The sequence below is a fragment of the Streptomyces sp. NPDC031365 genome (genome assembly GCF_055569765.1).
In genome coordinates, this window is the sequence record NZ_JBVIIM010000002.1 from 438,802 (window position 1) to 464,882 (window position 26,081).

Consider the following 26,081-nt stretch of genomic DNA (forward strand, 5'->3'; position numbering starts at 1 on the left):
CCCGCCGGCCGCGCCGCGGTTCACGGGCGGCGGCGCGGCCGGCGTCGGCGATGCAATTCCTTACCGTTACTTTCAGGACCCTTGCTGTAAAGCTTGCAACGGCGATAGCGTCACGCCCGGCGCCCGGTGACGTGGCCGAAACAGGCCGTGCCGCGGCGTACGGGGTCGGACCCGAATCGAGCCGTAAGCGCAAGGAGTTCACGCCTTGATATCCAGATGGCCCGCGCCCCCGGGGCGCCGCACCGCGCGGGGCCGACGCGTCGCCGCCGTCGCCGTGGCCGCGCTCGCCGCCGCCCTGGTGCAGCCGCTCGCCGCCCGTGCCGACACCCCACCCGCGCCTCCCTCGGACGCGAAGCTCGCCACGTCGCCCGCGCGACACGACCTGACCCGCGAGCAGTTCTACTTCGTCCTGCCGGACCGTTTCGCGAACGGCGACACCAAGAACGACCGCGGTGGACTGACCGGTTCACGTCTCACCACCGGGTACGACCCCACCGACAAGGGCTTCTACCAGGGCGGTGACCTCAAGGGGCTGACGAAGAAGCTCGACTACATCAAGGGGCTCGGCACCACCGCCATCTGGATGGCGCCCCTCTTCAAGAACCAGCCCGTGCAGGGCACCGGCAAGGACGCCTCCGCCGGCTACCACGGGTACTGGATCACCGACTTCACCCAGGTCGATCCGCACTTCGGCACCAACGACGACCTCGAGAAGCTCATCGACAAGGCCCACGCCAAGGGCATGAAGGTCTTCTTCGACGTCATCACCAACCACACCGCCGATGTCGTCGACTACGAGGAGAAGTCCTACGGCTACCTCTCCAAGGGCGCCTTTCCGTACCTGACGAAGGACGGCCGGCCCTTCGACGACGCCGACTACGCCGACGGCTCCCGCCGGTTCCCGCGCGCGGACGGCGGGTCCTTCCCGCGCACCCCGGTCGTGTCCGACGCGAAGAAGCGCCTCAAGGTCCCGTCCTGGCTCAACGACCCGGACATGTACCACAACCGGGGCGACTCCACCTTCGCCGGTGAGTCCGCCGAGTACGGCGACTTCTCCGGCCTCGACGACCTGTGGACCGAGCGTCCCGAGGTCGTCGACGGCATGGAGAAGATCTACCAGCGGTGGGTCAGGGACTTCGACATCGACGGCTTCCGGATCGACACCGTGAAGCACGTCAACATGGAGTTCTGGACCCAGTGGGCCACCGCCCTGGACGCCTACGCGGCCAAGAAGGGCCGGGACGACTTCTTCATGTTCGGCGAGGTCTACTCCGCCGACACGGACGTCACCGCCCCGTACGTCACCGAGGGCCGCCTCGACGCCACCCTCGACTTCCCGTTCCAGGAGGCGGCCCGCCAGTACGCCTCCCAGGGCGGCAGCGCGCGGAAGCTGGCCTCCGTCTTCGGCGACGACCACAAGTACGCCACCGACAGGGCCAACGCCTACGAGCAGGTCACCTTCCTCGGCAACCACGACATGGGCCGCATCGGGACGTTCCTCAAGCAGGACAACCCGGAGGCGTCCGACGCGGAGCTGCTGAAAAAGGACATGCTCGCCAACGAGCTGATGTTCCTCAGCCGCGGCAACCCGGTCGTCTACTACGGCGACGAGCAGGGCTTCACCGGCGCCGGCGGCGACAAGGACGCCCGCCAGACCCTGTTCGCCTCCCGTACCGCCGACTACCTCGACGACGACCTGATCGGCTCCGACCGCACCCACGCCGAGGACACCTACGACACGAGAGCACCGCTCTACCAGCAGATCAGTGCTCTCGCCAAGCTCCGCAAGGCCCACCCGGCCCTGACCGACGGCATCCAGCAGGAGCGGTACGCCGCCGAGGGCGCGGGCGTCTACGCCTTCTCCCGCACCGCCACGGGCAAGGACACCACCGAGTACGTCGTCGCCTTCAACAACGCCGCCGAGGCGAAGAAGGCCACCTTCGCGACCGGCTCCGCGCGGATGACGTTCCAGGGCCTCCACGGCACCGACGCCACCGTCACCAGCGACGCCGACAGAAAGATCACCGTCACCGTCCCGGCGGGCTCCGCGATCGTCCTGAAGGCGTCCGGCCCGCTCGCCGAGCCCGCCGCCAAGCCCACGATCACGCTCAAGGCCCCTGACGCCGGCGCCACCGGTACCGTCGAACTCACCGCCGAGGCCGAGGGCGGACAGCTCAACCGGGTGGTCTTCGCCGCCCAGACCGGCAACGGGACGTGGCAGACCCTCGGCTCCGCCGACCACGCCCCCCACAAGGTCACCCACACCATCGGCGAGGACGTCCCCGCCGGCACCGCCCTGCGCTACAAGGCCGTCGTGATCGACTCGGCAGGCCGCACCGCGAGCGCCCTGGCCGCCTCCACCACCGGCACCCCACCCGTGGAGGAGCAGCCGTCCGCCGCCTCCCGCGACTACGCGATCGTCCACTACCAGCGCCCCGACGGTGACTACGACGACTGGGGCCTGTACGCCTGGGGCGACCTCGCGGACGGCGAGGCCACCGAATGGCCGGACAGCCACCCCTTCACCGGCCGGGACGCCTACGGTGCCTTCGCCCACGTCAAGCTCAAGCCCGGCGCGTCCGACCTAGGCTTGCTCGTCATCGACAAGGAAGGCGACAAGGACGTCTCCACCGACCGCACGATCGACCTCACCAGGACCGGAGCGGTCTGGATCGAACAGGGCAAGGAACCCGTCGCCACCGAACGGCCCGAGTACCCGGCCCAGGACACCACCAAGGCGGTCCTGCACTACCACCGCGCGGACGGGAACTACGACGGCTGGGGTCTGCACACCTGGACCGGTGCCGCGGACCCCACCGACTGGTCGAACCCCCTGAAGCCGGTGAAGACTGATACGTATGGCGCTGTCTTCGAGGTGCCGCTCACCGAGGGTGCGACCAGCCTCGGCTACATCATCCACAAGGGTGACGAGAAGGACCTCCCCTCCGACCAGTCGCTCGACCTCAGGGCCAACGGGCACGAGGTGTGGCTGTTGAACGGCCAGGAGAAGTACCTCCTGCCGCAGCCCTCCGGCTCCGCGGCCGCCCTCGACCTGACCACCTCCAAGGCCGTCTGGGCCGACCGGGACACCCTCGTCTGGGACGGCTCCGAGGCCGCCGCCTCCACCCAGCTCCTCGCCTCCCGCACCGGCTCCGTCACGGTGCAGGACGGAACGCTGAAGAGCGGTGACGCACGCTGGCTGCGCCTGACGAAGGCGACCCTCACCGACGCCCAGAAGGCGAGGTTCCCGCACCTGAGGAACGGCACCGCCTGGTCCGTCGACCCGCGCGACCGGGACCGGGTGCGTGAGGCCCTGCGCGGCCAGGTCGTCGCCACCCAGCGCGCCGCGAACGGCGCCGTGCTCGCCGCCACCGGTGTGCAGACCGCGGGCGTCCTCGACGACCTCTACGCCTCCGGTGCCACGAAGGCCGCCCTCGGCCCGGTCTTCCGCCACGGCCGGCCCACGCTCTCCTTGTGGGCGCCGACCGCGCAGAACGTGTCCCTCGAGATCGGCGACCGCACCGTGCGCATGCGCCGCGACGACGACACGGGCGTCTGGTCCGTCACCGGCCCGCGCTCCTGGGAGGGCAAGGAGTACCGGTACAAGGTCAGGGTGTGGGCGCCCAGCACTCAGCGGATCGCCACTAACACGGTCACCGACCCCTACTCGGTCGCGCTGACCACCGACTCCGAGCGCAGCCTCCTCGTCGACCTCGGCGACCGGCGCCTCGCCCCCAGGGGCTGGACGTCCCTCGCCAAGCCGAAGGCCGTGCCGCTCAAGGACGCCCAGATCCAGGAACTGCACATCCGCGACTTCTCCGTCGAGGACCGCACGGCGAAGGACCCGGGCACCTACCTGGCCTTCACCGACAAGGACAGCGACGGCAGCAGGCACCTGCGCGAGCTGGCGAAGTCCGGCACCTCGTACGTGCACCTGCTGCCCGCGTTCGACATCGCCACCATCCCCGAGAAGAAGTCCGACCAGGCGCGAGTCGACTGCGACCTCGCCTCCTACCCGGCCGACTCCGACAAGCAGCAGGAGTGCGTGGCGAAGGCCGCCGCCAAGGACGCCTACAACTGGGGCTACGACCCGTACCACTACACGGTCCCCGAGGGCTCCTACGCCACCGACCCGGACGGCACCGCCCGTACGGTCGAGTTCCGCGAGATGGTCAAGGCGCTCAACGAGGACGGCCTCAGGGTCGTGATGGACGTGGTCTACAACCACACGGCCGCGAGCGGCCAGGCCAGGACCTCCGTCCTGGACCGGATCGTGCCCGGCTACTACCAGCGGCTTCTGGCCGACGGCTCGGTCGCCAACAGCACCTGCTGTGCCAACACGGCCACCGAGAACGCCATGATGGGCAAACTCGTCGTCGACTCGGTCGTCACATGGGCCAAGGAATACAAGGTCGACGGCTTCCGCTTCGACCTCATGGGCCACCACCCGAAGGCCAACATCCTCGCCGTGCGCGAGGCCCTGGACGAACTGACCCTGCAGCGGGACGGCGTCGACGGCAAGAAGATCATCCTGTACGGCGAGGGCTGGAACTTCGGCGAGATCGCCGACGACGCCCGCTTCGAGCAGGCCACGCAGAAGAACATGGCCGGCACCGGCATCGCCACCTTCTCCGACCGGGCCCGTGACGCCGTGCGCGGCGGCGGCCCCTTCGACGAGGACCCGGGCGTGCAGGGCTTCGCCTCCGGCCTGTACACCGACCCCAACTCCTCCGAGAACAACGGCACCGAGGCCGAGCAGAAGGCCCGCCTCCTGCACTACCAGGACCTGATCAAGGTGGGGCTGAGCGGCAACCTCGCCGACTACACGTTCACCGACACCAGCGGCAAGGAGGTCAAGGGCTCCCAGGTCGACTACAACGGCGCCCCCGCCGGCTACGCCGACGCCCCCGGCGACGCCCTCGCCTACGCCGACGCGCACGACAACGAGTCGCTGTTCGACGCGCTCGCCTTCAAGCTGCCGAAGGACACGCCGGCGGACGACCGGGCCCGTATGCAGGTCCTCGCCATGGCGACGGCCACCCTCTCGCAGGGCCCGGCCCTCTCCCAGGCGGGCACCGACCTGCTGCGCTCGAAGTCCCTGGACCGCAACTCCTACGACAGCGGCGACTGGTTCAACGCCATCCACTGGAACTGCGCGGCCGGCAACGGCTTCGGGCGGGGTCTGCCACCGGCCGCCGACAACGCGGACAAGTGGCCCTACGCGGCGCCCCTGCTGGGCGCGGTACAGGTCGGCTGCCCCCAGATCCAGGGCACCTCGGCCGCGTACCAGGACCTGCTGCGGATCCGTACGACGGAGCGGGTCTTCTCCCTCGACACCGCGGATCAGGTGCAGTCCCGGCTCTCCTTCCCGCTGTCCGGGAAGGACGAGACGCCGGGTGTCATCACCATGCGGCTCGGCGACCTGGTCGTGGTCTTCAACGCCACGCCCGAGCGGCAGGAACAGCGTGTCGGCGCGCTCGCCGGGACGGCCCACCGGCTGCACCCGGTACAGGCGGCGGGCGGGGACGCGGTCGTGAAGACCTCGTCCTACGCCGGCGGCACCGGCACGTTCACCGTCCCGGCGCGCACGGTCGCCGTGTTCACCACGGCCGGCTGATCCCCGTACGGCACTGCGGCTAGTGTGAGCCCTCCTGACCTGGAACAGGAGGGCTCATGCCGCAGATCACCGTCGACTACTCGGAACACCTGGCGGACGGCTTCGACCGGCCCGCGTTCGCGCGGGACCTGCACACCGCCGTCGTGGAGATCGCGGCCGCCAAGCCACCGGCGTGCAAGACGCGGTTCCGGCGGACCGAGGACGTCGTGGTCGGCCCCGACCTCGACGGGCACGCCCTGGTGCATGTCCACATCGCTCTGCTGGCCGGCCGCAGTGACGAGACCAAGGCCCGGCTCACCGAGGCCGTGCTGGAACTGCTGCGGCAGTACGCGAAGCCGGCCGAGGGAGCGACGCTGCACGCGTCGGCCGAAGTGCGGGACCTGGACGCGTCGTACCGGAAGTTCGAGGGCGAGTAGGGCCACACCGGCCGGTGGAAGGGTTCACCGCAGGTCGCGGCGGCCCAGCCAGCCCGGCCGCACCGGAACTCCGTCCTCGTCCAGCCCGTCCGGACCAGTGGCCGGTTCGGCCCGTTCGGCCGGAGGCCCGTCCGGGCCGGCGGCCGGGGCGGGTGGCGGAGCGGGTTCCCCGGCCACCGGTGCCGGGACGGGGGGTGCGTCGGAGTCCGCCAGCAGTTCTCCCACGGTGAACCGGCTGGCGAACGTCTGCCACGACCCCTCGACGACGAGCAGGAACCCGTCAGCGGTCCGCAGCAGCCGGCGGCGTCGAGGGCTCGCCGGGTGCTCCGGTACGTAGCCGCGCGCCTGCCGTTCCAGCTCCGCGAGCGCCGCCTCCCGGGCCCCGCCGACATGCGCCAGCACCTGGGCCACCGTGTGCTTGCGCTGCCCGATCCCCTGGGTCGTCTCGACGACCAGGGCCCACGTCGTCGTGGCGCTCACGGACTCGCCAGCGCGATCAGCCGGGTGGCCAGGTCGGTGAACGGCCCGTCGCCCGGCTCGTTCCCGAGCAGTCCGCGCAGCAGCGCGGCCAGCTCCTCGTCGCGGGAGGCGGCGACGGCGGCGAGCGCGGCGAAGTCCTGCACCAGCTGCACCTCCAGCTCCTCGCGCGGCACCCGCCGCCCGTCCAGCCAGATCAGCGCCGTCGACTCGACAAGCGAGATCCAGGACCGTACGACGAGTTCCAGCCGGGCCGGTGCCGTGCCCTCCACGCCCATGTGCGACAGCATCTGGTCATACGCGGCCTGCCGTACGGAATCGATCAGCGCGTTCGTGGCCGACGAGCCGACCGCCGGGCCGCCGCGCATCAGGGCGGCGAATCCGGGCCCGTGCTCGTCGACGAAGTCGAAGAAACGGGCCATCACCCGCCGCAGACGCGACCCCAGAGGGCCCTCGTGCGGTTCGGCGAACCGGGACGCCAGGTCCTCCGAGGCGCGCCTCAACGCCGCCTCGTACAGGCTGAGTTTGCCGGGGAAGTAGTGATAGACCAGCGGACGCGAGATGCCCGCCCGCGACGCTATCTCGTCGATGGAGACCTCGTCGGGGGAACGCCGGCTGAACAGTTCGAGGGCCACGCCGATCAACTGCTGCCGCCGCTCCTCGACTCCCATTCTGCGCCGCAACCCGGTAGTCATGCGAACACCTTACCGATCGATTCCGGCCTCGAACGGTCCGGGCCAGCCGGAGGTGTTCGGTCGGTCATCGCAACCCGCTGACCGACCGCCCGTTCCTCAGTCTGCCCTCCAGGTCCGCACGGGCACCCTTCTCGGCGCGGACGGTCAGCAGGTTGCCCCGCGCCGTCCCCTCGACCCCGCCCGTCGCCCTGACCGACGCGGTGTCGCGGCTGCCGGCGGCCAGCAGGTACCAGCTGCCCGCCCCGGACTTCCACAACACCCCGGCGAGTACCCGCGGCTCCCGCTCCCCGCACGCCGGCACGTCCTCGGCCCTCGCCGCCACGGCCCCGGACCGCGCGCCGGGCGTGTGGAACTGCGCCAGCACCCTCGCCCCGCCGCCCCGCCAGGTCTCGGCCCGCGTGCACACCCACTGCGCGGCACCGTTCGCCCCCGGCAGCGGCTGCGCGGCGAACGCCCAGGCGTTCACGCTCCGGACGCCCGCCGAGCGCACCGCGCTCAGCGAGCAGGCGTACGGCGCCCACGTGCGCAGCGCCTTCGCTCCGGAAACGTCCTTCGGCGACCCGGGGGGCCCGGCGGTCAGCCGGGCCGGGACCAGCTCGCCCAGGTCGGTGAGCAGCCGGGTGCCGGTGCCGTCGGTCAGCCGCAGTACGTTCCAGGAGGTGCACGGGCCCTCCTTCGACGCGGGACTCGCCAGGGGCGAGGTCACCCCGTCGACGAGGGCCAGGGACATCGCGCCGGAGCCGGGTTCGCGCAGATCCCGCTCGCCGGCCTCGCGCACCCAGGGGGCGGTCAGATAGCGCACGTTGCCGTCGGCCCGGCTCAGCACCACCGCACCCGACCCGGCCCGGCCCGCACCGTCGACCCGGGCGAAGTCCAGGGCGGCGCCCCCGGTGCCCTCCTCCGGCTCGGCGTACCGGACGACGCGCAGACCGTCGTAGAGGATCACCACCCGGGAGGTGTCGACCTCCCCCGCGTACAGCAGCTGGGGCGGTCCCGCGGGGCCGCCGGAAGGGGTGCCCGGGGTCGCGGACACCAGCACGCTCCTCCCGGGCCGCGCCCAGACGGCGAGCGCACGCCGCAGCAGCGCCCGGTCGCGGGTGCGGTCACCGCGCGCCGGCCACACGGAGAAGTCGGTACGCGCGGAGGTCTTCCACGCGGCGGGGGAGACCCGGGTCAGCTGCCCCGGGTCCAGCGCGGCCTGAGCGGCCGGGTTGCGCGCATACGGCGGAGCGGCGGCGCCGTCCGCGCCCCAGCCGTCGCCCGGCAGCCCGAGCAGCGTCCCGCACACCACCAGCGCGGCCCCGCCGACCAGCGCGGCCTTCAGATGCCGGCGGCGGCGCAGCAGATCGGTCGGCCGGGCCGTGAGTGAGCAGGGGTCGAACTCGGGGGAGCCGAGCAGCCGGTACGGGTCGGGCATCCGGTCGGCCTCCGTCAGCGCGCTCTCCACGTCGGTGACTCCCGCGGCCGTCAGCACCCTGCGTACGTCCCCGTCCGGGAGCCGCTCCAGGCCGCGCAGCGCGTGGGCGGCGCGGGCCGGGCCGGACAGGGCGGACAGCCGCTGGTCCAGCGCGAGTTCGTCCGCTCCGCCCGGGCGCGGGAACAGCTTCAGACCCCACACCTGCGGCAGCGGCGGCGGCAGCTGCGCCCGCTTCGGCCAGGCCCCGCGCCGCGGCGGCCGGCCCGCCTCCAGCGCCGCACGCACCACCCGGAGCCGGACCAGCGCGTACCCCGGATCGCCGTCACGGCCGGCCGACTGGGCGGGGATCAGCGGCGCGGGGGTGCGGCCGCGGGGCAGTGCCCGCTGGACCAGACCGTGCGCGGTGAGCACCCGCCTGCCCCGGCCCTTCCGGGAGGGCAGCACCAGGTACGCGAGCCGGACGAGCCGTGGATAGTGCTCGACGAGCGCGGCCTCGGCCTGCTCGACGGCGACGACCGGACCGGCCGGGGAGGAGGGCGCGGCGGGCTGGGCGGCATCCTGTGACTGCACGTTCAGCAGAACGAGCGAACCGGTGGATGGTCACCTGACCCGCCCGGCCGGGGCGTCACCCGTCGTCGGGCTCCACGAGCAGACGCGCGTAGTTCGCCATCGAACGCTGGTACCGGGGCAGATGTGCGGCGAGCGCGCCGAGCACCAGCGACAGCCCTTCGCGGTCCCGCCCGAGGCTCGACAGACACAGGGCGAGACAGGCCCGTACGGCGTCGTCCAGCTCGTCGGTCGCGGCCACGAGTTCGGGTGCCAGCAGGCGCACGCCCTCCTCCGCCCGGCCGGTGTTCCGCAGCGAACTGGCCAGCTGGATCTTCGCCCGCCGCGCCTTGTAGCCGCTGAGGGCCGTGAGCCCGCCGTCCAGTGCCTGCCGGTAGAGCGGCACCGCCCGGTCCGGATGCCCTGTCGAGTCCCAGGCGCAGGCCTGCTCGAAGGCGCCCAGCGGGCTGCCCTCGGGCAGCTCGGCGACGAGCGCGTCGATCACGGCCCGGAAGGCCGGCGCGTCCTCCTCGGCGTAGTCGTCGAAGCCGGCCCAGGCGGCGGTCACGCGGTCTTCCCAGTCGGTGTTCACCGCGCCACCGTCGCACGCGCGTCCCCGCGATCGCACCGGAGTTTTGAGCGCTGCGGGTGTCACAGCCGTATCGAAGGCGGAGAGCCCCCCGCCGGGGCTCCGTGCGGCGTGTCGCCGTCACGATGTCGCCGTCAAGGACCGGAGGAACACATGAGGGTGACCCGACCGATGCTCGCGCTGACCGGCGCGGTGGCGGCCCTGGCGTTGGCGGGCTGCGGATCCGGCGGTGACGGCGAGGACCAGGTGCCGCCGACCGCGACCGGCAGTCTGGAGCATCTGGCCGCCGAGGCGAAGTGCGAGCCGAACATGCAGACCGATGCCGACACCATCCGGCAGGCCCTGTGCGAGAAGGGCGACGAGAAGTACGTCCTCGCCACCTTCGCCACCGACCGCGGCCAGCGCGAGTGGCTCAACACGGCGAAGGACTACGGCGGTTACTACCTCGTGGGCCGCAAGTGGGTGGCCGTCGGCGAGGAGGGGACCGTGACGGCCCTGCGGAGCACCCTCGGCGGGACCATGGAGGAGGGCTCCGAGCACATGAACCCCGGTGGCAGTCACAACCAGGGCGGCCACCACGGCTGACCCGCCGCGGCCCGAGGGCCGAAACGGACGGACGAAGGGGCCGGCGGTGGGAGATCCCACCGCCGGCCCCTTCCGCTACCGGACTACTGGCAGTCCTGGCCGCTGTTGATGCAGTTGACCATCTCGTTCATCAGGTCCTCGTCGAAGAAGTTGATGAAGTCGTTGTGGTCCGTGATCGGCTTGTGCAACTGCTCCGGGAAGGAGTCCAGCGCGAACGGGTTCACGACCTGCCCGTTGTCGATCTGCGGGGCCGGGATGTTGTCGTACACCAGGCGGACCTGGAGCTGGGGGATGGCCTGGAAGCCGTTCGAGCAGGTGCCGTCCGCCTCGACGAAGTCCATGTGCGTGCGGTGGTTGGCACTGTCGGTGTTCTGGCCGTCCCAGCAGCTCTGGAAGGCGGTCGTCCGGACCACGCCGCTGCCCTCGGGGCAGATCGGGTACTTGTCCGTCACCTGCCGGTCCTCGAAGCCGGTGCAGCTCCAGGAGGTGTTGGCGTTGTTCAGCCCGTTGGTGAAGGACTTGGCGTCACCGGTGATGATGCGCAGGGCCCTCGGCATCGCGACGACGTCGCTCGTCCGGTTGCCGACGAACTTCAGCTCCGCCTCGGTGGGTGCGACGATCTTGCCGACGTTGCCGTCCTGACCACCACCCGGCTGGTCCTGGTCGATGTCCGGCGTACCGTCCTGGATCCGCAGGACCGGCCAGAAGTACGTCGACCTGTCGCCCTGGTTCTGACAGGTGGTCTCACCGTTGGCCAGGTCCTCGTCGCTGGCGAAGGCGGTGTTGGCCTGGTTGCCGACGTAGTCGTGCTGGTGCTGCGCGCCGTTGCTGACGCCGGGAGCGGCGATCACGTTGTCCGAGTTGCGCAGCGCGTTCTCGTTGGTGCCGCAGTCGGTGGTGAAGGTGCCCGTCGAACCGCCGTCGCCGTTCGCGGCCAGACCGTTGGGCAGGTTGCGGGAGTTCGGCTGGACGTCCTCGATGTTGATGAAGTCGTCCGCCACGGGACCGTTCTCGGCCTGGCCGCCGTTGCCCTGGTCCTGACCGTTGTCCTGACCGCCGTTGTCCTGACCGCCGTCACCCTGGTCCTGGCCGCCGTCGCCCTGGTCCTGACCGTTGCCGCCGTCGTTCCCCGGCTGTTCGACGGGAACACCCTGGCACGGGGCGAACCGGCCGAAGTCGCGCGGTGCCTTGCCGCCCGCCCTGTTGATGTCGGTACCGATGCGGTCCAGGGTGGCCGTCCGCTTGGACTTCAGCGGTCCGAGGATGGCGTTGTCGACGTAGCCCTCGTCGCCGGCCTGGGCCTGCCGGGTCTCCGCGAGACGCGTGTAGGCCTCCGTGATCTGCCGGTCGAGCCGCGCCAGCTCCCTCGCGACACCCCTGCGGGCGCTGCGCGGCACGTTCGTCAGCTTCTGGCCGACGTCCGGGCAGTTGATCGTCGCGACCTGCGCGTTCCTCGACTTCGTCCGGTTGTGGTGACCTCCGTCGTCCTCGTGCGCCGAGGCGTAGAAGTTGGCCCAGACCAGCCCGCCCCCACCGAGCGCCAGGGTCGCCGCCCCGGCTATCACCTTGGTGGCCAGTGGCGTGCGGCGTTTCCTTGTGTTGCGTCCCATGGAACTCCTCTTGACCTTCCTTGCGGGGGCACCGTTGCGGGGCATTGAGCGGCCCGACAGGAGTGAAGCGGCTCCCTTGAGTACGGGAGGCGCCCCACGGGTGTTCACCCGCCTCGGAAATCGATGAGAAGTCAGTACGGACGCACGGGTTTCAACAGCACCTGCAATACCGGCAGTTGCTGATCGCCACCCGGAGTGAAGGAGCGGGTGGACGGTTTCACCGGCCGTGGTCGAGATACGCGAGGACCGCCAGCACACGCCGGTTGTCGTCGTCCGAGACCTCGAGTCCCAGTTTGGCGAAGATGTTCGCGGTGTGCTTCGCGATCGCCCGTTCCGTCACCACCAGCCTGGCCGCGATCGCCGCGTTGGTCCGCCCCTGCGCCATCAGCTCCATGACCTCCAGCTCCCGGGGCGTCAGCCGTGCCAGCGGCCGGTCGCCGCCCGACTGCCGCGCCAGCAACTGCTGGATCACCTGCGGATCCATCGCCGTACCGCCGGCCGCCACCCGCCGGACGGCGTCCACGAACTGCTCCGCGTCGAACACCCGGTCCTTCAGCAGGTAGCCCACCCCGCCACTGCCGTCCGCCAGCAACTCCCGCGCGTACAGCTGCTCCACATGCTGGGAGAGCACCAGCACCGGCAGCCCCGGCCGCCTGCGTCGCGCCTCCAGCGCGCACTGCAGTCCCTCGTCGGTGTGCGTCGGCGGCAGACGTACGTCGACCACGGCGACGTCGGGCTCCCGCTCGGCCAGCGCCCGGGACAGCTCGGGCCCGGACTCCACTGCCGCCACGATCTCGAAGTCGTGTGCTTCGAGCAGCCGGACGAGTCCGTCGCGCAGCAGGAACAGGTCTTCGGCTAGGACAACGCGCAAGGGATCTCCATGGTGACCATGGTGGGGCCGCCCGCGGGGCTGCCGACGGCGAGGACGCCGTCGAATGTACCCAGCCGCCGCTCGACTCCGGGCAGGCCCGAACCGGCGCCGATGACCGCGCCGCCCCGGCCGTTGTCGGTGACCGTCACCCGCAGGTGGCCCTCGGCATGGTGCACGTCGACCCAGATCCGGTCCGCGCCGGAGTGCTTCACGGCGTTGGTGAGCACCTCGCTCACCGCGAAGTACGCGGCCGACTCCACGGGCGCCTCCGCCCGCCCGGGCAGCTCCACGTTCACCTCCGTGGTCACCGGCAGCCGCAGCGCCAGTGCCCGCACCGCGTCACCGAGTCCGCGCTCGGCCAGCACCGGAGGATGGATGCCGCGCACCAGCTCCCGCAGCTCGGTCAGCGCCTCGGCCGAGGACTGCCGGGCGTGCGCCAGCAGCTCACGCGCCTTCGCCGGGTCCTTCTCGATCAGCGCCTCGATCGTCCCCAGGTCCAGGCCCATGGCGACCAGCCGCGCCTGCGCCCCGTCGTGCAGGTCCCGCTCGATGCGGCGCAGTTCGGCGGCGGAGGTGTCCACGGCGTCCCTGCGGGTCTCGGTCAGCACCCGCACCCGCTCGGCCAGTTCCGTCCGGTGGGACCCGAGGACGGCCCGGGTGAGCAGGAAGTGGACCCGTAGCAGGCGCACGGCGAAGAAGTGCGCGAAGAACAGCAGTACGAGGGCGAGGACGCCGGCGCCGAGCGCGGACGCCTGGCCGGAGACCGGCACGAAGCCGTACCAGTACCCGTCGGGCATGGCCCGCCACAGCCCCATCGCCAGCGCGAACCCCTCCAGCGGGTAGACCAGCAGCACGAACGGCAGCAGCGCGGTGACGAAACCCGCAGTCATGTCGACCGGCAGCCACCGCAGGTCCCGCCAGGTCGCCGGGTCGCCCAGCATCCCGAACGTCCGCCCCCACGGATTCTCCTCCTTCGGCAGGGGCCTGTACGACGCCGGGATCCACACCCCACCCCACTCACCCGCCAGTACTCGCCGCCAGTTCGCGAACATCCGTACGCCCTTGAGCACGTACGGGGTGGTGACGATGCCGATTCCGGCCGGGACCAACGCGAGGGACACGATGGACAGGACGAAGCACAGCACCGCTCCCGGCAACGACACCAGCGACAGCACCAGCCCCCGTACCGCGGTGAGCGCCAGGCCCTGCACCCCGTTCCACCCGTTCCCGCTCTTCGTGTTGATGGCCATGGGCCTCAGTCTGGCCGAGCCGGACGGCCGGGACACTGGGCCGGACCCCCTGTCCGGCGGTGGTGCTGCCTACACCCCTCCGGCGATCCCCAGCACTTTCGCCTCCACCTCCGGATCGAGCCCCTTGGCGGTCCGGTCCGGGCGCTGGGGCGCGGTGCCGCCGATGTCCCGCAGCCAGGCCCAGGTGTCGGCCACGGTCTCGGCGACGGGACGGCAGCTCAGCCCGGCCGCGACCGCCCGCGAGACGTCCGCCGAGTGCAGCGCGTCGTGCAGATCGCTGCCGGGCGGCACCCACACCGGCAGGTGCGTCCACGGCTCGACGCCCGCTTCGAGGATCACCTCCGGCGCGGTCCACCGCAGTTCGGCCGTGCTCCCGGTCACGGCCGCACACGCCTCCAACAGCTCACCCGTCGTGGTGTGCCCCTGCGGGGACACGAGGTTGTACGGCCCGCTCAGCCCCTGCTCGGCCGCACCGAGGATCCACTGTGCGAGGTCGCGCACATCGACGTACTGCAGCGGCAGCTCACGCGGACCCGGTGCGAGGACCGGACCGCCGCGTGCCATCCGGTCCAGCCACCAGGGCAGCCGCCCCACGTTCTCGTACGGCCCGAGGATCAGCCCGGACCGCACCAGCACCGACCGGCCCGGACCGAAGGCGTCCACGGCGGCCAGTTCGCCGCCCCGCTTGTCCCGCGCGTAGTCCGCGTGGTCCGCGTCGGCGGAGGCGCCCTCCACCACGGGAGCCGCCTCGGTGTACCCGGCGGGCGGGGCCCACTCGTACACCGAGCAGCTCGACACATACACGTACCGCCCGGCGCGGCCCCGCAGCAGCCGCGCCGAGTCCCGCACCGCGCGCGGCCCGGCCGACCACGTGTCGACGACGACGTCCCACTGGCCGGGGTCCCCGTCGAGCGTTGCCAGACCGTCGAGCGCGGTGCGGTCGCCCAGCAGCGTCCGTACCCCCGGGGGTGCCTCGTGCCGTCCGCGGTGGAAGACGGTCACCTCCCAGCCCCGTCCCACGGCCGCCTCGGCGACGGCCCGGCCCACGAACTCCGTACCACCCAGCAACAGAAGTCTCATACGGGCGACTCTGCCCGGCCGGGCGGCGTGAGGGAACGGGAATCTGCTGTCGGCAGACCGGGCCGTGGGCGCTCAGCGTCCGGCGGGCGGAACGTACGTGTAGCCGACCCGGCGCACCGTGCGGATCGTGTCCCGGTGCCCGGGGCCCAGCTTGCGGCGCAGCCGGGCGATGTGGACGTCGACGGTGCGGCCGTCGCCGACATGGCCGTGGCCCCACACCGTGCCGACCAGCCGGTCCCGGGTGTGCACCCGGTGCGGGTGGGCCACGAGATGGGCCAGCAGTTCGAACTCGAGGTAGGTCAGGGCGAGCGGGCGCCCGTCCACCTCGGCGGTGCGCCGGACGGGATCGACCCGTATCAGCGGGTCGTCGTCGGGGGTCCCGGCCGGCCGCGGTACCGCCACCGGGATCGGCGGCTGCCGGTCGGCGGGGACCAGCACCAGGTAGCCGATCATCGGGGGCTGCCCGGGCAGTACGGGCACGGCGTTCGGCGGCGCGGGCAGCCAGGTGGCACCGGGCGGCAGCAGATCCGCAACCGTCACCGTCTCGTCCCGGTCGACGGCACGCAGGCGGGGAGGGGCGGAAGCGGCAGGGGTGGCAGGAGCGGTGGAGGGCAGGGAACGGGTGGTCGCCATGAGACGTCAGCTCTTTCGCGCGAGGGGTTCGTCGAGGACGTACGCGGTGCGCGGCGGCCGAAGGCCGGGAAGGGTTCCGGGCGTTACAGGGCCGGCGCGTTCGTCGCGCGACAACAGACCCGGTCGAAATCGTGGTGCTGACGGGAAGGCCAGAACGGCTCGAGGTCACCGCGACCCGTCGCGTCGCACTTCCGGTAGCCGACCATGCCCCCATTGAAGCAGACGACGCAAGGGACGCCCACCTTCCTTGGCGGGCGCCCCTCGCGTCGTGTGCGGTGCGGATCAGATCTGGCCGGCCTTCTCCAGCGCGGTGCAGCACGTGTCGACCATCAGCCGGGTCACCACGTACGGGTCCACGTTGGCGTTCGGGCGGCGGTCCTCGATGTAGCCCTTGCCGTCCTTCTCGACCTGCCACGGGATGCGCACCGAGGCGCCGCGGTCGGAGACGCCGTAGGAGTACTCGTTCCACGGGGCGGTCTCGTGCAGACCGGTGAGGCGGTCGTCGATGCCGGCGCCGTAGTTCTTGACGTGGTCGAGCGGCTTGGAGCCCTCACCGAGCGACTCGCACGCGGTGATGATCGCGGCATAGTCCTCGCGCATCGCCCTGGTGGAGAAGTTGGTGTGCGCGCCGGCGCCGTTCCAGTCCCCCTTGACCGGCTTCGGGTCCAGGGTCGCGGAGACCTCGAAGTCCTCGGCGGTGCGGTAGAGCAGCCAGCGGGCCACCCACAGCTGGTCGGAGACCGCCAGGGGGGCCAGCGGACCGACCTGGAACTCCCACTGGCCCGGCATGACCTCGGCGTTGATGCCGGAGATGCCGAGACCCGCCTTCAGGCAGTTCTCGAGGTGCTTCTCGACGATGTCCCGGCCGAAGATCTCGTCCGAGCCGACACCGCAGTAGTAGCCGCCCTGCGCGGCCGGGAAGCCGCCCTCGGGGAATCCGAGCGGGCGGGCGCCCTTGAAGAAGGTGTACTCCTGCTCGATGCCGAAGACGGGCTCCTGGGCGGCGAACTTCTCGGCGACCTCGGACAGCGCGGCACGGGTGTTGGACTCGTGCGGCGTCATGTCCGTGTTCAGGACCTCGCACAGCACCAGCACGTCGTCACCGCCGCGGATGGGGTCCGGGCAGACGAAGACCGGGCTGAGCACGCAGTCGGAGGCGTGGCCCTTGGCCTGGTTGGTGGAGGACCCGTCGAAGCCCCAGATCGGCAGGTCCGCGCCCTTGGCGTCGTCGTCCAGGATCTTCGTCTTGGAACGCAGCTTGGCGGTCGGTTCGGTGCCGTCGATCCAGATGTACTCGGCCTTGAAGCTCACGGTCCACATCCTTCGGGGGTGGGTCTGGCGCTTGTGCGGGTGCTGCGGCGCTGCGGCACTGGGGCGCCGCCGTCGATGTCACGCAGCCTGTCAACAGGCGATTTCCCGGCCATTGCCCGCATGTGAACCCCGTGTTACCGGACACCGGTGTGCCCCTGCCCGCTCTGTGAGCCTGCGCGGGAAGGGCACGGTGAGGTGAGGGGACGCGAAGAAGACCCACCGTATGCGAGTGGACGTGACGAGGCCCGCCGCTCCTTGGGCTCTGACGGTCCTCGCGACACCCGCGATCCGTGGGAGTTGCGAGGACCGTGAGCAGCGGGCCCCTCCGGAGGGAATCCGGACCTCACCCCACCTTCTCGATCACCGCGCGGCGGATCAGGAATTTGCCGGCCTCACGGACCTGCTCGAAGGCCGCGTTGTTGAGCAGCACACAGCTGCCGGACACCGAGGTGACCTCCACCGTCGTGGACTTGTTGTTGTCCAGGTTGGTGACCTTCAGCTTCGTCCCGGCCGGGAACCGGTCGCTGGACGCCGCCGGGGCGCCGTCCTCACCGGAGAGGGTGACGGTCGACCCGTTGCACACCTGCTCACCGGAGGCCGCCGCGCCCTCGCCGGCGGCCTGTTCGCCCTGGTCGTTCCGGGCGGGCTGCGAGGGGGCGGGCTGCTCCGGCTGCGCGGTCCGGGAGTCCTGAGCCGACTCCCCAACCGTGCACCCGGACGCCTCCTGCTGGCGCTGGATCTGGGCGATGACCGCCTCGCGGTTGGCGATCCGCGCCTCCGACTGCGCGTCGGGCGCCGCCCGCTGGCCCTCGATGAACTTCTCGTTGTTGCCGAGCGCGGTGGCCAGCCCCTGACAGACGGTCGAGTCCGCCGCCGACTTGGTGGTGGCCGAGGGCGGGCTGGCATTCGACGTGGTCGCCATGACGAAGGCGCCGCCTCCCGCCACCGTGGCGGCGCTCAGCAGCAGCGCGAGCTTCTTCTTCGGACCGAGGGTTCTCCTGCGCGACATGCGCGCCTCCTGAAGCGGTAGGGGGGCGTACGCCGCTATGTACGAGATACCGAACGGAGTTGCTCAGCCGCCCGGCCAAGTCGCCGAAGTGGCCTGCGTCACAGGATTGTTCAGCGGGAGAGGGCGTCCCGAACGGCGTCCTCGGTGCGTGCCACGACCGCCGTTCCGTCGTCGGCCGTGATGATCGGCCGCTGGATCAGCCGGGGACGGGCGGCGAGCGCCGCGATCCAGCGGTCCCGCGCGCCGGCGTCCCGCGCCCACTCCCCGAGCCCCAGTTCCTTCGCCTCGGCCTCCTGGGTCCGCGTGATGTCCCACGGCTCCAGCCCGAGCCGCTCCAGCACCGCACGGATCTCGTCCTCGCTCGGCACCTCCTCCAGATACCGGCGGACGGTGTACTCGGCCCCCTCGGCATCCAGCAGGCTGATGGCGCTACGGCACTTGGAACAGGCCGGGTTGATCCAGATCTCCATGCCGGACACCGTACGCCGTCACCTCGATGTTCGAATTAAACGCATGTCGCGCGAGTCGTGCGGGAGTGCTGTGACGCAACGACAAAACCCTTGCCCACCAGCGCATTTATTGGCCTGGGAAGGTCTGCTGAATGTCAGTGGCGGGCAGTAGACTGGAAGCAGTGTTCGAGGGAATCGCCGGGGTCGTCGTGGACCTCGGCGGGCCGCCCCGACCGCGACAGGAGGATGCCCGTGCCCGCTGCCGCACTGAAGTCGAAGCCCCTGCCCACCCAGTCCACCGCGAAGCGTCCCGTACGACTCGAAACGCCGTGCGCCCCGATGGAGAAGCGCCCGCTGCCCCCGGGCCGCCCGCGGGACTGGTACGTCACGCACAACCGCCGGCTCAAGGCGATGCGGCTCGCCATCGCCCTGCTCGACTCCGGCGTCTACCTGCCGGGCCAGGCCCGCAACGAGAAGATCCGCACCACGGCGGCGCTGATCGGCGTCCACCCGCCGTCGGACACCACGTGCCACATGGTGCGCGCCTTCATGCGCTACAACCGCTGAGAGCGGGACCGGTGCCGCACGCCTGCCGCGCGCTGAGGCACTATGGGCGGGTGCGGGCACACCACCCCCACCCCCGAAGTCGCCGTGCGCCGCCCCTACTTGTACTGGTGGGCCGCGCGGCCGCGCCCCTGCCGGAGACGAAAGGCACGACGGTTGGCTGAGCAGAGGACGGTCCAGTTCCCGTCGTCCTGGATGACGTTGTCCGGCCGGTACGGACGCGCCGTCGCCCGGACCTGCGACATCGGTATCGCCCTGGTGGTCCTGGCGGCGGCGGAGTACTACAGCGCCGACTACGACCTGCTCCTGGGCGGACTGATGGCACTGAGCCTGCTGGCCCGCAGGCGGTTCCCCGGCACGGTGATGGCGGTCGTGCTGGCGCTGAGCGCCGTCCAGTTCGCCCTGTCCGATCTGCCCGACTTCGAGCTGGCCTCGGCGCCCGCCTCGTACAACGTGGCCGTGCTGTTCGCCATGATGTCGGTCGTCCACCACTCCCGGACCACCTGGATGCCGTATCTCGCGGGCGCCGCGGTGCTGCTGGCCACGGCGGCCGGGACGGTGGGGATGCCCGCTCTGGGCATCGAGCCGTTCGTCGATCCCGACATGCTCCTGATCTTCTGGGGACTGACGCTGACGGTCTGGCTGACGGCCTTCGCCCTGCACACACGGCGCCTCTACGCCGAGAGCCAGGCGGCCCGTGCCTGGCACGCCGAGCGGGAACAGGAACAGCGGGTCCGGCTGGCCGCGACCCGGGAGCGGGCCGAGATCGCCCGTGAACTGCACGACGTGGTGGCGCACAGCCTGGCCGTGATGATCCTGCAGGCCGACGGCGCCGGGTCCGTGCTGCGCAAGTCGCCGGACATGGCGGAGTCCGCGCTGAAGACGATCGCCGCCACGGGGCGGGACGCCATCGACGACATGCACCGCATCGTCCGGGTGCTGCGCGAGGGAAACCCGGACTCCGGCACCCCGGATTCCACTGACGGCGGCCCGCCACGGCGCCTGGTCACCCTCGACGAGGTCGAGGTCGTCGCCGACCGCGCACGGGCCGCCGGACTGACGGTGGACGTGTCGGTCGAGGTCGGTGAGGGACGGCTGTCGCCGGCGGAGGAGATGACGGCCTTCCGCATCGTCCAGGAGTGCCTCACCAACGTGCTCCGCCACGCCGGAGCCGGGGCCGGGGTCGACATCCGGCTCCACGAGGAGCAGGGCACACTGCTGATCGACGTGACCGACGACGGAGCGGGCACCCTCGCGGGCAGCGGCGTCGGCGGTCGCTCCGGAGGGAACGGACTCGTGGGGATGCGGGAGCGGGCGGAGCTCGCCGGCGGCACCTTCGAGGCCGGCCCCCGGCTCGGCAGCGGATGGCACGTACGTGCCTCGATTCCGACAAGGACGAAGTGATGACACAGGCAGGCGGACCGATCCGGGTGGTCGTGGTGGACGACCAGCCCCTGATCCGGGCCGGTTTCTCCATGGTGCTGGCCGGTCAGGACGACATCGACGTCGTCGGTGAGGCGGAGAACGGGGCGGACGCCCTCGACCTGCTGCGCAAGGTCGAGGCGGACGTCGTCATCATGGACATCCGCATGCCCGTCATGGACGGCATCCAGGCCACGGAGCAGCTGATGCGGTGGGATGATCCGCCCGGCGTGCTGGTGCTGACCACCTTCGACAACGACGACGACGCCTTCGCCGCCCTGCGCGCCGGAGCCGGCGGCTTCCTGCTGAAGAACGCCCCGGCCACGGAGGTCGTGAACGCCATCCGGGTCCTGGCCGCGGGGGAGTCGGTGGTGGCGCCGCGCATCACCCGGCTGCTCCTCGACCGGGTCTCGGACCGGCTGGCGCCGGCGAACGGACAGGCCGAACGGCTGGACGTCCTCACCGCGCGCGAGCGGGACGTGCTCGCCCTGGTCGCCCGGGGGCTGTCCAATGCCGAGATCGCGGCGGACCTGTACGTCGCGGAGGCCACGGTGAAGACACACCTGGGCAACCTCATGGCCAAACTGCACCTGCGGGACCGTGCCCAGGCCGTCGTGTTCGCCTATGAGTCCGGGCTGGTCCGTCCCTCCCCCTGAGGGGGCACAAGCGCCCCCGGGTTCTGCCCCCGGGAGTGCAGGAACCACCCCGTCCGGTGTGCCAGATCAGCCGCGGCCGATCTCGGATCCGTGGCCGATGTCCGGCGGGCCGCCGGAATCCAGACTTCTCACTGTCGCCGAACGCGGCCGAGAAGACACTGGAGGACCCGATGAACACCACCCCCACCACCACCGCGCCGAACCGTAAGCGGAACCGTCTCGTCGTCGGCGCGGCCACGGCCGTGATCGCCGGGGCCCTGGTCGCCGGGGCGGGCTACTGGTGGCTGGACCGCGACGAGCTCAGCCAGGCGTCCGCCGACGACTGCCGGCTGGCGCAGCGCATCATCACCGAGGCCGAGGAGATCTCCACCGGCCCCGCGCCGGACGCGGAGAAGTGGTGGAAGAAGACCGGCGACGAGCGCCGCGCGCAGATGAAGGACGGTTACCTCGGAGCGAAGATCTCCCAGTACGAGGGCTGGGCGCTCGCGACGGCTCAGAAGTCCCCCGAAGCGCCGTCCCCGAAGGACGTGAAGAACCTCCAGGAAGAGGCGCGGGGACACTGCTCGGACTCCGGCGTCACCCTGTCCATGCCGCCGCTCGGCGCCTGACCCGGATCGGGAGAACCGCCCCCATGGCCGTCCACACCGCCGCCCGCGGCCACACACCGGACGACGACGTCATCACCGCCACCGCCCTGGTGAAGACCTACCGTCAGGGCACCGCCGAGGTGCGGGCCCTCGACGGGGTGTCCGTCGGCGTCCGGCGCGCCCGCTTCACCGCCGTCGTCGGCCCCTCCGGGTCGGGCAAGTCGACCCTGATGCACTGCGTCGCCGGACTCGACACCGTCACCTCCGGCAGCATCGTCCTGGACGGAACGGAGATCACCGGGCTGTCCGACCGGCAGTTGACCCGGGTGCGCCGGAAGCGGATCGGGTTCGTCTTCCAATCCTTCAACCTGCTGCCGCAGCTGACGGCCTACGAGAACATCGTGCTGCCCGTCACCATGTCCGGCGGCCGCCCGGACCGCGACCTGGTGGACCACCTCTGCGAGGTCCTCGGCATCGCCCACCGGATGTCGCACCGCCCCGCGGAGCTGTCCGGGGGCCAGCAGCAACGGGTCGCCGTGGCCCGGGCACTGGTGGCCCGGCCGGCCGTGGTCTTCGCCGACGAACCCACCGGCAACCTCGACTCCCGGGCCGGCACGGAAGTCCTCACCATGCTGCGCCGGTCCGTCGACGAGCTCGGCCAGACGGTCGTGATGGTCACCCACGACCCCGCGGCCGCGCGCTACGCGGACCGGGTGCTGACCCTCGCGGACGGACGCGTCGTCCAGGACGAGGACACCGCCCCCTTCGGGCGGGCCGCCGCACTCGTCACCGGCATCGGGGCGAGGCGGCGATGAGGAACCCCTGGCGCGCGACCGTCCTGGGCTCCCAGGTGGCGGAACTCCTGCGGCGTCCCGGACGGTTCGCGGCGACCGGACTGTCGCTGCTGATCGCCGCGTTCGTCGTCTTCGGGACCGTCATGGCCCAGCAGATCATCACCGCGACCGTCGTCGAGAAGTTCCGCGGAACACCCGAAGCGGTGTCGCTGGTGGTCGAGCCCGGTGGCGGGGAGGACATCGGCGAGGACCGCCTCCGCGAGATCCGCGGGACGCCCGGAGTCACCGAGGCCGTCGGCCGGCTCGACGGAGGCACCCCGCTGGACGGCAGCGCCGTCGAACGCTACCTCGCCCTGTCCGCGGACCCCGGCACCGGGCCCCTGACGGAAGTCCGCCTGATCAAAGGCACGTACCCCTCCGGGCCGGGCCGGCTCGCCGTCAACACGCGGGCCGCGCGCGAATACGATCTCGCCCCGGGCTCGTCGCTCATCCTGCTGCAGCCCGAACCGGACGGCGACACCACCCGACGCGTCACGGTCGAGGTCAGCGGCATCGTCCGCAGCACCGCCACGAATGACGCGGAGCCCACGGGGTACGCCCCCGGCCCCCGCATCGGGGACCTGCTCGGCGCGTCGGGCTACTCCCGCGTCGACATCCGCACCGACACCGCGTCCTCCGCGTCGGTGGACCCGGCGCAGCCGGCGGAGCGGATCCGGCAGGCGGTGCCCGGAGCACAGGTGCGGTCCGGGGACGAGGTGCGGGAGGAGGAGGCGCGCCAGGCGGTGACGGAGGCGAAGGACACCCTTGAACTGGTCACCGTGTTCCTCGCCGTCGCCGTCGGTGCGGCCGTGCTCGTCGCGACCTCCACCTTCCGCATCGTCTTCGCACGGCGCGTACGCCAGCTGGCGCTGCTGCGCGCCATCGGGGCGACCCCGCGCCGGCTCGCCGCCGCGCTCGTCGCCGAAGGAGCGGTGGTCGGACTGCTGGCCGGCGCGACCGGGGTGCTGGCGGCCTGGGGCTGCGGGCTGCTCGTCCCCGCGGTCGCCGGACGGTTCGGGCACGACCTGTCCGTCCCGTCCCACCTCCCGCCGGCGGAGGCCGTGCTCACCGTGCTCGGCACCGGCCTCCTGGCGGTCCTCGCGGTCCTGGCCCCGTCCCTGACCGCCTCCCGGGTCTCCCCGCTGCAGGCCCTGCGCAGCGCGGCGTCCGGGGAGGGCACGGCGCACGGCATCGGCCGGACCCTGCTGGGCCTGCTGTGTGCGGCGGGAGCCGCGCTCCTCGCCCGGCAGCAGTACGCCGGACTGCCCCAGCCGGGCGACACGGAGTACGACCGGTTCGCGGCGCTGACCGTCGTGGTGCTCTCGGGCGGGCTGGCGTTCCTGGCCCTGATCGCCCTCGGCCCCCTTCTGGTCCGGCCGGTGCTGTCGGCCGTCGCCGTGCCCCTGCGCCGCACAGGTGCGGCCGGCCGCCTCGCGGTCGCGGGAGTCGGGGGTGCGCCGGGCCGGGCGGCGTCAGTCTCGGTCGTCGTCGCCCTCGGTGTCTGCCTGGTCGGCTCGACCCTGACCTGCCTCGCCTCCCTGAACGCCTACGAGCGGTACCGGCAGGCGGTGGAGGCCCCCGCCGACTTCCGCCTGTACGCGAGAGACAGCGGGACCCTGGACCGGTCGCTGGCCGCCGATCTGACCTCCCACCCCGAACTCGCCGGCGTGACCGCGTTCCGCACGGCGGAGGTCGTCGAGAGCACCCACAGCGCGACGGTCTCCGACCTCGACCTCGGCACCGTCCGCTCCGGCGTGAGCCTGACCGCCCGCACCGGCTCCCTCGACCACCTCGCACCCGCCCACGTCGTCGTGGACGCCGACCACGCCCACCGGCTGGGCGTCCGGGCCGGCGACCGTGTGACGCTGACGTTCGAAGGACGCCCCGTCCAGCTCACCGTGGCGGCGACACTGCCCGGAGCCGGTCCCTACGGCGGCGACTTCTTCGTCCCCGCCGCGGACCTCACCCGTATGGGAGCGGACGCCGCGCCCACCGCGGTCACCGCCAACGCCTCCGGGGACGGCGCCCAGGGGCGGATACGCGCGCAGCGGGCCATCACCGACACGCTGACCGGTCCGCGGCGCGGCGACGGCCGGATCGTCGCCGAGGACTCGGCGGGACAGGCCGGTGAGTCGGACGACCTGCGGACGATGGCCACGACAGTGATCATGGTGCTGGGGCTGACGGTCCTGGTGGCGGTCGCCGGAGTCGCGACCACGGCGAGCCTCACCGTCGTCGAACGCAAGCGCGAGTTCGGGCTGCTGCGGGCCCTGGGCCTCGGTGGAGCGGCCGTGCACCGCATGGTCACGGTGGAGTGCGCGCTCTACGGCGTACTGGGCGGAGTTCTCGGTCTGGCCCTCGCCCTGCCGTACTCCTGGCTGGTGGTCCGTGTCGCCGAGACGAGCGCCCCGTTCAGCGTGCCGGCCGGGGAACTCGCGGCGGTCTTCACCGCTCTCGTCCTGGTGACCGCCGCCGCGGGCATGGTGCCCGCCCTCCGGGCCTCCCGGACCTCGCCGACGGTCGCCGTCGCCCGGGCCGAGTAGCCGGAGAGGGGCCCGGGGCCGGCGCCGCGTGCGTCAGTACGGGCGGAAGTTGACGTAGCCGAGCAGCACGATCACCGCGGCGACGCAGCCGAGGACCACGGCCGTCGACACCCACGACGACCGGCCGGACGATCCCCGGTGCTCCGGGTCGGCGCGGAAGGGGACCGGTCCGGGCGGGTTGTCCTTCCAGCGGGCAGCGAGCATCCGGGCCCGCGCCGACGGCTCCTTGTGCACGGCGCCGTCCGCCCACTTGATGTCGAACTCCCGCTCCTCTTCGTGTCTTTCGGACATCCCCGTGACCTTCTCTCGAACAGCAGTGTCGGATCAAGGATCCCTCCCCGCCCGAGCGGAGGGAAGTTTTCCGGACAGCCGAAAAGCATCGGAGCCTTCCGGGGTCCCGCTGTTATGGTGCGCCGATGTCATCGATCAGGGAGTTCCAGGTCACCTTCGACTGTGCGGAACCCGAGCGCCTCGCCCGCTTCTGGTGCGAGGTGCTCGGGTACGTCGTGCCGCCGCCGCCGCAGGGTTTCGCCACGTGGGACGAGTACGACCGGTCGCTGCTGCCCGAGCACCAGGGGCAGGGCTTCGCCTGCGTCGATCCGTCGGGAGCGGGTCCGCGGCTGTTCTTCCAGCGTGTGCCGGAGGGGAAGGCCGTCAAGAACCGGGTGCACCTCGATGTGCGGGTCGGTACCGGACTCGAGGGGGAGGAGCGGCTTGCCGCGCTCCGGGCCGAGTGCGCACGGCTGGTCGGGCTCGGCGCGGTGTGCGAGCGGGTGATGGTCGCCGACGCCGACTACGAGTCGTGCATCGTGATGCGGGACATCGAGGGCAACGAGTTCTGTCTCGACTGAGGATCGTCCCGGGGGAGAAGTCGGCGGCCGGCTCCTCCCGGGGGAGAAGCCGGCCGCCGACAACGGACCG

23 protein-coding genes are annotated in these 26,081 nt (G+C 71.8%); 10 read left to right on the plus strand and 13 right to left on the minus strand.

Annotated elements, in window-relative coordinates:
- Positions 1–205 precede the first annotated feature (205 nt).
- Both pulA and ACZ5C2_RS04675 read left to right on the plus strand, forming a co-directional pair.
- Positions 206–5,617 carry a pullulanase-type alpha-1,6-glucosidase gene (gene pulA, locus ACZ5C2_RS04670; RefSeq protein ID WP_468786500.1) on the plus strand — a complete coding sequence of 1,804 codons (5,412 nt, stop codon included), beginning with the start codon at positions 206–208 and terminating at the stop codon, positions 5,615–5,617.
- 56 nt (positions 5,618–5,673) lie between these two features.
- Positions 5,674–6,033 (plus strand): 5-carboxymethyl-2-hydroxymuconate Delta-isomerase, encoded by a 360-nt coding sequence (locus tag ACZ5C2_RS04675; RefSeq protein WP_468786502.1) that lies wholly within the window; start codon positions 5,674–5,676, stop codon positions 6,031–6,033.
- A 24-nt stretch (positions 6,034–6,057) separates the two neighbouring features.
- Here ACZ5C2_RS04675 and ACZ5C2_RS04680 read toward each other — a convergent pair whose 3' ends face one another.
- The 4 genes from ACZ5C2_RS04680 to ACZ5C2_RS04695 all read right to left on the minus strand — a co-directional run bounded on the left by ACZ5C2_RS04680 (position 6,058) and on the right by ACZ5C2_RS04695 (position 9,760).
- Positions 6,058–6,513 (minus strand): hypothetical protein, encoded by a 456-nt coding sequence (locus tag ACZ5C2_RS04680; protein WP_468786504.1) that lies wholly within the window; start codon positions 6,511–6,513, stop codon positions 6,058–6,060.
- A complete protein-coding gene (locus ACZ5C2_RS04685) occupies positions 6,510–7,205 on the minus strand; it encodes a TetR/AcrR family transcriptional regulator (RefSeq protein ID WP_468786506.1) in 696 nt (231 codons plus the stop codon). Before ACZ5C2_RS04685 ends, ACZ5C2_RS04680 begins: the two co-directional genes overlap by 4 nt.
- A 64-nt stretch (positions 7,206–7,269) precedes the next feature.
- Positions 7,270–9,192, minus strand: a complete 1,923-nt coding sequence (locus ACZ5C2_RS04690) for a hypothetical protein (protein ID WP_468786508.1) — start codon at positions 9,190–9,192, stop codon at positions 7,270–7,272.
- Between the two features lie 55 nt (positions 9,193–9,247).
- A complete protein-coding gene (locus tag ACZ5C2_RS04695; protein ID WP_468786510.1) occupies positions 9,248–9,760 on the minus strand; it encodes a tetratricopeptide repeat protein in 513 nt (170 codons plus the stop codon).
- A gap of 150 nt (positions 9,761–9,910) precedes the next feature.
- Between ACZ5C2_RS04695 and ACZ5C2_RS04700 the strand changes: the two genes are divergently transcribed.
- Positions 9,911–10,342, plus strand: a complete 432-nt coding sequence (locus ACZ5C2_RS04700) for a hypothetical protein (protein WP_468786512.1) — start codon at positions 9,911–9,913, stop codon at positions 10,340–10,342.
- A gap of 83 nt (positions 10,343–10,425) precedes the next feature.
- Here ACZ5C2_RS04700 and ACZ5C2_RS04705 read toward each other — a convergent pair whose 3' ends face one another.
- The 8 genes from ACZ5C2_RS04705 to ACZ5C2_RS04740 form a co-directional block, all read right to left on the minus strand.
- A complete protein-coding gene (locus ACZ5C2_RS04705) occupies positions 10,426–11,952 on the minus strand; it encodes a DUF1996 domain-containing protein (protein WP_468786514.1) in 1,527 nt (508 codons plus the stop codon).
- A gap of 217 nt (positions 11,953–12,169) precedes the next feature.
- A complete protein-coding gene (locus tag ACZ5C2_RS04710; RefSeq protein ID WP_468786516.1) occupies positions 12,170–12,823 on the minus strand; it encodes a response regulator transcription factor in 654 nt (217 codons plus the stop codon).
- The gene (locus ACZ5C2_RS04715; protein WP_468786518.1) at positions 12,808–14,073 is read right to left on the minus strand and encodes a sensor histidine kinase; all 1,266 of its coding nucleotides are present in this window, start codon (positions 14,071–14,073) and stop codon (positions 12,808–12,810) included. The genes ACZ5C2_RS04710 and ACZ5C2_RS04715 overlap by 16 nt, the downstream gene beginning before the upstream one ends.
- Positions 14,074–14,142: 69 nt before the next feature.
- Complete coding sequence (locus ACZ5C2_RS04720; protein ID WP_468786520.1) at positions 14,143–15,153, minus strand: SDR family oxidoreductase; 1,011 nt, start codon at positions 15,151–15,153, stop codon at positions 14,143–14,145.
- 72 nt (positions 15,154–15,225) lie between these two features.
- A complete protein-coding gene (locus tag ACZ5C2_RS04725) occupies positions 15,226–15,786 on the minus strand; it encodes a winged helix-turn-helix domain-containing protein (protein WP_468786522.1) in 561 nt (186 codons plus the stop codon).
- 282 nt (positions 15,787–16,068) lie between these two features.
- Positions 16,069–17,097, minus strand: coding sequence for a glutamine synthetase (glnII, locus tag ACZ5C2_RS04730; protein WP_468786524.1), 1,029 nt, complete (start codon positions 17,095–17,097; stop codon positions 16,069–16,071).
- 343 nt (positions 17,098–17,440) lie between these two features.
- Positions 17,441–18,106 (minus strand): RlpA-like double-psi beta-barrel domain-containing protein, encoded by a 666-nt coding sequence (locus ACZ5C2_RS04735; RefSeq protein WP_468786526.1) that lies wholly within the window; start codon positions 18,104–18,106, stop codon positions 17,441–17,443.
- Positions 18,107–18,216: 110 nt separating this feature from the next.
- Positions 18,217–18,576: an ArsC/Spx/MgsR family protein gene (locus tag ACZ5C2_RS04740; RefSeq protein WP_468786528.1), complete on the minus strand. Its 360-nt coding sequence runs from the start codon at positions 18,574–18,576 to the stop codon at positions 18,217–18,219.
- Positions 18,577–18,807: 231 nt separating this feature from the next.
- Between ACZ5C2_RS04740 and ACZ5C2_RS04745 the strand changes: the two genes are divergently transcribed.
- The 6 genes from ACZ5C2_RS04745 (at position 18,808) to ACZ5C2_RS04770 (ending at position 25,160) form a co-directional block, all read left to right on the plus strand.
- Positions 18,808–19,122 (plus strand): hypothetical protein, encoded by a 315-nt coding sequence (locus ACZ5C2_RS04745; protein ID WP_468786530.1) that lies wholly within the window; start codon positions 18,808–18,810, stop codon positions 19,120–19,122.
- A gap of 153 nt (positions 19,123–19,275) precedes the next feature.
- The gene (locus ACZ5C2_RS04750) at positions 19,276–20,523 is read left to right on the plus strand and encodes a sensor histidine kinase (protein ID WP_468786532.1); all 1,248 of its coding nucleotides are present in this window, start codon (positions 19,276–19,278) and stop codon (positions 20,521–20,523) included.
- On the plus strand, positions 20,523–21,197 hold the full coding sequence (locus tag ACZ5C2_RS04755; protein ID WP_468786534.1) for a response regulator: 675 nt from the start codon (positions 20,523–20,525) through the stop codon (positions 21,195–21,197). Before ACZ5C2_RS04750 ends, ACZ5C2_RS04755 begins: the two co-directional genes overlap by 1 nt.
- A 170-nt stretch (positions 21,198–21,367) precedes the next feature.
- The gene (locus ACZ5C2_RS04760) at positions 21,368–21,805 is read left to right on the plus strand and encodes a hypothetical protein (RefSeq protein ID WP_468786536.1); all 438 of its coding nucleotides are present in this window, start codon (positions 21,368–21,370) and stop codon (positions 21,803–21,805) included.
- 23 nt (positions 21,806–21,828) lie between these two features.
- The gene (locus ACZ5C2_RS04765; RefSeq protein WP_468786538.1) at positions 21,829–22,599 is read left to right on the plus strand and encodes an ABC transporter ATP-binding protein; all 771 of its coding nucleotides are present in this window, start codon (positions 21,829–21,831) and stop codon (positions 22,597–22,599) included.
- A complete protein-coding gene (locus ACZ5C2_RS04770; protein WP_468786540.1) occupies positions 22,596–25,160 on the plus strand; it encodes an FtsX-like permease family protein in 2,565 nt (854 codons plus the stop codon). The genes ACZ5C2_RS04765 and ACZ5C2_RS04770 overlap by 4 nt, the downstream gene beginning before the upstream one ends.
- A 33-nt stretch (positions 25,161–25,193) precedes the next feature.
- Here ACZ5C2_RS04770 and ACZ5C2_RS04775 read toward each other — a convergent pair whose 3' ends face one another.
- Positions 25,194–25,451 carry an SCO2583/SCO2584 N-terminal domain-containing protein gene (locus ACZ5C2_RS04775; RefSeq protein ID WP_468786542.1) on the minus strand — a complete coding sequence of 86 codons (258 nt, stop codon included), beginning with the start codon at positions 25,449–25,451 and terminating at the stop codon, positions 25,194–25,196.
- 125 nt (positions 25,452–25,576) lie between these two features.
- Here ACZ5C2_RS04775 and ACZ5C2_RS04780 point away from each other — a divergent pair, with 125 nt between their 5' ends.
- Positions 25,577–26,011: a VOC family protein gene (locus ACZ5C2_RS04780; RefSeq protein ID WP_468786544.1), complete on the plus strand. Its 435-nt coding sequence runs from the start codon at positions 25,577–25,579 to the stop codon at positions 26,009–26,011.
- Positions 26,012–26,081 lie beyond the last annotated feature (70 nt).

Bases quoted from the DNA above. Each gene is read 5' to 3' on its own strand.
- ACZ5C2_RS04675 (WP_468786502.1), top strand. From the start codon at position 5,674: ATGCCGCAGATCACCGTCGACTACTCGGAACACCTGGCGGACGGCTTC.
- ACZ5C2_RS04685 (WP_468786506.1), bottom strand. From the start codon at position 7,205: ATGACTACCGGGTTGCGGCGCAGAATGGGAGTCGAGGAGCGGCGGCAG.
- ACZ5C2_RS04700 (WP_468786512.1), top strand. From the start codon at position 9,911: ATGAGGGTGACCCGACCGATGCTCGCGCTGACCGGCGCGGTGGCGGCC.
- ACZ5C2_RS04705 (WP_468786514.1), bottom strand. From the start codon at position 11,952: ATGGGACGCAACACAAGGAAACGCCGCACGCCACTGGCCACCAAGGTG.
- ACZ5C2_RS04715 (WP_468786518.1), bottom strand. From the start codon at position 14,073: ATGGCCATCAACACGAAGAGCGGGAACGGGTGGAACGGGGTGCAGGGC.
- ACZ5C2_RS04720 (WP_468786520.1), bottom strand. From the start codon at position 15,153: ATGAGACTTCTGTTGCTGGGTGGTACGGAGTTCGTGGGCCGGGCCGTC.
- ACZ5C2_RS04725 (WP_468786522.1), bottom strand. From the start codon at position 15,786: ATGGCGACCACCCGTTCCCTGCCCTCCACCGCTCCTGCCACCCCTGCC.
- ACZ5C2_RS04735 (WP_468786526.1), bottom strand. From the start codon at position 18,106: ATGTCGCGCAGGAGAACCCTCGGTCCGAAGAAGAAGCTCGCGCTGCTG.
- ACZ5C2_RS04740 (WP_468786528.1), bottom strand. From the start codon at position 18,576: ATGGAGATCTGGATCAACCCGGCCTGTTCCAAGTGCCGTAGCGCCATC.
- ACZ5C2_RS04755 (WP_468786534.1), top strand. From the start codon at position 20,523: ATGACACAGGCAGGCGGACCGATCCGGGTGGTCGTGGTGGACGACCAG.
- ACZ5C2_RS04760 (WP_468786536.1), top strand. From the start codon at position 21,368: ATGAACACCACCCCCACCACCACCGCGCCGAACCGTAAGCGGAACCGT.
- ACZ5C2_RS04765 (WP_468786538.1), top strand. From the start codon at position 21,829: ATGGCCGTCCACACCGCCGCCCGCGGCCACACACCGGACGACGACGTC.
- ACZ5C2_RS04770 (WP_468786540.1), top strand. From the start codon at position 22,596: ATGAGGAACCCCTGGCGCGCGACCGTCCTGGGCTCCCAGGTGGCGGAA.
- ACZ5C2_RS04775 (WP_468786542.1), bottom strand. From the start codon at position 25,451: ATGTCCGAAAGACACGAAGAGGAGCGGGAGTTCGACATCAAGTGGGCG.
- ACZ5C2_RS04780 (WP_468786544.1), top strand. From the start codon at position 25,577: ATGTCATCGATCAGGGAGTTCCAGGTCACCTTCGACTGTGCGGAACCC.